At 39.2% G+C, this 4,841-nt stretch carries 5 protein-coding genes and 1 pseudogene; all 6 read right to left on the bottom strand.

Annotated features, from left to right (window positions below; genetic code table 11):
* Nucleotides 1-178: pseudogene (locus Q0C19_RS11000) on the bottom strand (flagellin); the annotation flags it as partial.
* Between the two features lie 98 nt (nucleotides 179-276).
* Nucleotides 277-936, bottom strand: a complete 660-nt coding sequence (locus Q0C19_RS10995) for a hypothetical protein (RefSeq protein WP_295055959.1) — start codon at nucleotides 934-936, stop codon at nucleotides 277-279.
* Complete coding sequence (locus Q0C19_RS10990; RefSeq protein WP_295055958.1) at nucleotides 933-1,973, bottom strand: type II secretion system F family protein; 1,041 nt, start codon at nucleotides 1,971-1,973, stop codon at nucleotides 933-935. The genes Q0C19_RS10995 and Q0C19_RS10990 overlap by 4 nt, the downstream gene beginning before the upstream one ends.
* Nucleotides 1,963-3,525, bottom strand: a complete 1,563-nt coding sequence (locus Q0C19_RS10985; protein ID WP_295055956.1) for an ATPase, T2SS/T4P/T4SS family — start codon at nucleotides 3,523-3,525, stop codon at nucleotides 1,963-1,965. The genes Q0C19_RS10990 and Q0C19_RS10985 overlap by 11 nt, the downstream gene beginning before the upstream one ends.
* Before the next feature lie 41 nt (nucleotides 3,526-3,566).
* A complete protein-coding gene (locus tag Q0C19_RS10980) occupies nucleotides 3,567-4,061 on the bottom strand; it encodes a hypothetical protein (RefSeq protein ID WP_295055954.1) in 495 nt (164 codons plus the stop codon).
* 7 nt (nucleotides 4,062-4,068) lie between these two features.
* Nucleotides 4,069-4,650 carry a prepilin-type N-terminal cleavage/methylation domain-containing protein gene (locus Q0C19_RS10975; protein ID WP_295055952.1) on the bottom strand — a complete coding sequence of 194 codons (582 nt, stop codon included), beginning with the start codon at nucleotides 4,648-4,650 and terminating at the stop codon, nucleotides 4,069-4,071.
* Nucleotides 4,651-4,841: the final 191 nt, after the last annotated feature.

The raw sequence follows: 4,841 nt of genomic DNA, 5'->3' as shown, positions 1-4,841 counted from the left end.
AGTTGGCTTGAGAACGAAGTGAATCGGCAATAGCCATCCCCGAAGCATCATCCGCTGCTTTGTTAATACGAAGACCTGAACTGAGTTTAGAGAGTGAATCGTCCAAACTACGGTTATTCATCGTTGCATTTGTATGTGCGTTCATTGCACTGATATTGGTGTTAATTCTGAAACCCATGATAAATCCTTTTATCGCAAGAGCTTTTTGCTCTTAAGTTAGTTCAGCATCCTTGCTGTTACTAACTATATCGGACAATAAATAAAAAGGTTTAGCAATTAGGGAGAAATTTTTGTCCAGTTAGCATCGGTGGCGTTATACATATAAAGAGTCGCATTCGTATCTGAATACCAAAGGGTTCCGTTTATGGGCGATGCGGGTGCTGTGTGGGAAACAATCGCACTGTTATAGCCGCGTGTTTGGGTAGTGACTTCTGAGCCGTTGTAAAGTTTTAAATGGTTGGTTTCCCCGATACCGATTTCAATCATAATATCATCGTTTCTTGCTACTGAATCAGATGCATTAGTATCTAAAATACCGTCTTCTCCACGGCTGATAAGGCGACCTAATACATTTGGATTCGGAGATATTACAGTTTTTGTATTTGCATATACAGTATTATTATTATCTGTACCGTAATCATATGTCGTGTAGTAAATATTATGCCCCCATGCATCTTTTCCCAAGCCGACGACAATCGGAACAGTAGAGTTAGTCTCTTCTTTGAGAAGCTCAAAATAGGAGTCGTTATCGGGATTTGCCGCTAAGTTAAGCAAACGGCTTCGAATCACTTCGAGCATTGTTTTACTATTTTGCTGTTTGAGTGTATTCCCTTGAATGACTGTGTAATATCCCATAGTTGCGAGTACTGCAGCAAGAATTCCTGCCATAATGATTGCAACCATTACCTCAACAAGCATAAATCCTTTTTTCATCATGCATGCCCTGCTTGAGCGATAACTTCTTGTTGGATTAATACTTGAGTCAAAACAATCGTGAAAAATTCTACAAATACGGCAAATGCTAATAGTAAGATGGCCATAACGGTAATAATACGAAAAAATTTGCTTGCACTGGTAAGGGCATTCAGCCTAGCCCCGTCGGCGAATTGCGCCAGCATATCACCCAGTTGTGTGATGGTTCCTGCACCGCTTAGCAAATGCTGCTCAATATCTTCAAAAAAAGGGATAATCCAAAAGTTTTTTTCTCCTCGACTGATTTTTGAGAGAATACTTTCGAACTGCCTTGCTATACTCGGTACAAGGGTACTGTTTGAGGCTGTTTGGAGGGCCGTTTTTAAAGAGACGCCATTTTTTAACATTTCACTGAGTAAGCTAAGCAATATAAATTTTTCAAAGTAGCCAATAATTTTTGAAGAGAGCGGAAGATATGAAGCAGATCGCTTGGCAACTCCTTGTACTGTCCCTGTATAATTAAAAAGGGCAAACATCACAATAAAAAAATAGGCAGAAAAAAGAAGCAGTCCGCCGAACAGTACGTTACTCAATATTTGTGCCGTATTGAGATGATCGGCAATAAGTGTATAAATTTTTGGATCATAAGTTTTTGCTTCCTCTAAGTGAAAAGGGACGGCAAAAAAACGGACAAAAATAATAATAATTGCTGTCAATGTAAAATAGATCATCGGAAGGGCAATTTTATCATTGGATTCTTGATGAAATTTATTTTTGATTTCAAGATAGTTGACAACTGATTTGAGGGTTTTAACGAAAGATCCCCCCTTTTCCGCCATCGAAACAAACTGAATAATATCAGGAGGCGGAGAAACATATTTTTCTACCGCCTTTGAAAAAGAGGCCCCTTCTTGAATTGAGCGGGTAATATTGGCATAAGCAGTACGTTCATCTTTATTTTTGGTTGTATTTTGGAGTAAAGTAAGTGCATTTGTAAGACTTTTTCCGTTTTCTAAGGATAGATGCAACGTTTTTAAAAGAGAAAGAAGATCAGGTTTCATGGACGTATCCTAATGACAACAATTCACTGGAGAGTGTTTCGTAATCACATATCCCCATATCAAACAGATAAGCGGCCGATTGGAAATAGCTAAAGGTGATAAAATGTTCCCAGGCTTTAAAAACGGTACTATTTTTCAGGGCGAGATAAAATTGGTAACGAACTTTCATATCTCCGGGGATAAAAACCATATCCATTAGTAATGCCCGTCCGCTGTAACCCGTAAAATTACACCGAATACATCCCCCTTTTTCATATCCGTAACTTTCGGTTGTAAAAAAAGCTTTTCCATCTTCAACAGTACATGGTTGTTTGCAGGTACAAAGTTTGGGGACAAGTCGCTGCGCAACAACACCGCTGAGGGAATATGCAAGGATAAAGAGATCCCCTCCCTCATCACGGATACGTTCCATGGCCATAAAGCTGTTCGGGGTGTGGAGAGTAGAGAAAACCATGTGTCCACTGTGGGCCGCTTTAAGTCCTGTCAGAATCGATTCCCTATCACGCATCTCCCCGATGACGATAACGTCAGGGTCTTGGCGCATGATCGATTTCATCCCCTCAGCAAACGTAAAACCGCTCGCATCATTGATTTGGTATTGGGTAACAAAGTCGATTTTATATTCAATCGGATCTTCAATGGTATAGATGATCTCATGCAGTCTATCCCGTTGGTTCAAAATCGCATTAAGGGTAGTTGTTTTCCCGCTTCCGGTAGGTCCTACGACAAGGAAGAAACCGCTGGACTGATTGACGAAATGGTGAACGTGTTCCGACATAGGGTGGGTTTTCGGAAACAGAGAGTTGAGTGATTTGATATTATTGGCTTTGTCCAAGATACGTAAAACTATATTTTCGCCGTATTGGGAGGGGGCAATTTCGATACGAAAATCAATCATCCGCGTTTCGTATTCGCGTGAAAAACTTCCCCCCTGAGGGGCATAAATATTGATCATATCAATATTACAACGCTCTTTGATAATAAGAGCAAAACGTCCGGCGAGTTCATGATTCAGTAAATAGCGGGCAATGATTTTTCCGTCGATACGGTACCGGAGCCAATAAAACGACTCATACGCATTGATGTGAATATCACTGGCAGAACGCTGTATCCCATATTCTAGAAGCATTTCAAAGATATCAATAACTTCATCTTCTTCATAATCCATCGAATTGAATTGTTTGATTTTACGTTCAATACTCTCGGGATCAACACGAAGAAGTGCCGTATATTTCTGTTGAAATTCACGTACGGGGATATTTTTTTGCTCAACTTTTTTGTGCACTTTTTGGCTAAGTTCAGCAAGGCGTTTTTCCCCTAAAAGTTCTTTGCGCAAAATTTTGAGTACATCATCGCGCTCTTCGGCAATGACCATCTCATACTCTTTCATGAGTTCAAGATTATAAGTTTTAGAAGTCTCTTTTTTTTGGATAAAGTGATGGGAGAGGGCAATATCGAGAAGATGCTTTTTAATGCCGATTTGCTGATAGTAGTACTGCTCTTTTTGGCATACTTCAAGCTGTTTTGGCGTTAGTATCTTCTTGATGTTCATTAGGTACTTTTTGGTTTAATTATAACACAAAAAGTCAATAATCAGCGTGAGAGGTAAATCTTGAAAGTTGCCGAGGTAGCGTTATGTTCTAAAACAGCTTGTGTAGAGGTGTAGTTAACGATAAGCTTTTGAAGGGCCTCATCTTGAATAGAGTTTTTTTCGGCAGTAGTGACAATATAAAAGGCACTTCCGGATTCCGTTGCTCTATAGGGGGTAAAACCGGTTGGAGGGAGAGGGACGAATCCATTTTTTCCTCCGTCAAATGCATAGGGGGTAGAAGTATTACACTCCAGCTCACTTAAAAGAGTATTCGATGCTTTTGAAGACGTATTGAGTTCTTTCGGAAACTGCTCAGAAAGCCCTTTGCATTGAAAAACCATTGATTCGATTAGATTGACATGAGATTGGACAGCTGTTTTATACTGCGATCTTTTGATGGTTGAGGTATTAAGATAAAAATATCCCAAACTTCCTAGCAAACCTGCTAGAAAGATAGTTATAGCCAATTCGACAAGAGTAAAGGCTTTTCGTGGCATATTTTTTTTATTTAACAATCATAATCCAATGTTTGTAATGTCCGCCAACTAGTTCAGAGTAGCAAAACTCATCTCCGTACAAAGCATAACTAGAATTCATATCGGCAAAAGGTGTATCATTGGTGACATTAAGTTCGATACTGCTGTTTAATTCATGATTAAAAATAGCACAGTACAAATCATCATCTTTCAAATTTTGATAGTTAGTTCCGTTAAGATCAATTGGAAATTTGAATACGGTATGTCCACTTAGATCAGACGTATTAAGTTCCCATCCTGTTGTGGTCATTTCCCGTATATCTCTCGGCAAGCTGCGGAGAATAAGAATATTGGATGCATTGAATTCACTTAGATTTGCAAGACTCGGTGAAACTCCTTGTTGTGCAACAAATACGTCATAGGCTCCCGAGAGTTGATAGGCTTGATCCATCAATGCAGCAACACGAGCTTTTTTGGCTGTTAAGTCGATATTAAAAAGACTTTTATAATACAGCATTGCTATTGTTGATAAAACACCAAACAAGATAACAGCAATCGTCATCTCTACTAAAGAGATACCTTTTCTTTTTCCGTTATATAAATACGACATGTCAAACTCCTTTTAAACACGGTATTGTACAAAATCGACACTTCAAAAAAAAACTTTAGCGGAAGAGTTTAGCAGGAGGTTGAACCTCCTGCTCCCTGTGAGGGAGAAGGAAAGGATTCATGACGAGTAATACAGATAGATTGGTTATGCGTTATGGAAGAAGAACCATAATCCATTTGTCAGTTGCTGTA

Origin of the sequence: Sulfuricurvum sp., from assembly GCF_023250475.1 — a bacterium.
Classification (GTDB): domain Bacteria; phylum Campylobacterota; class Campylobacteria; order Campylobacterales; family Sulfurimonadaceae; genus Sulfuricurvum.
The sequence above is the reverse complement of the archived record's forward strand: the minus strand, read 5'-3'. Positions and strand labels throughout refer to the sequence as shown.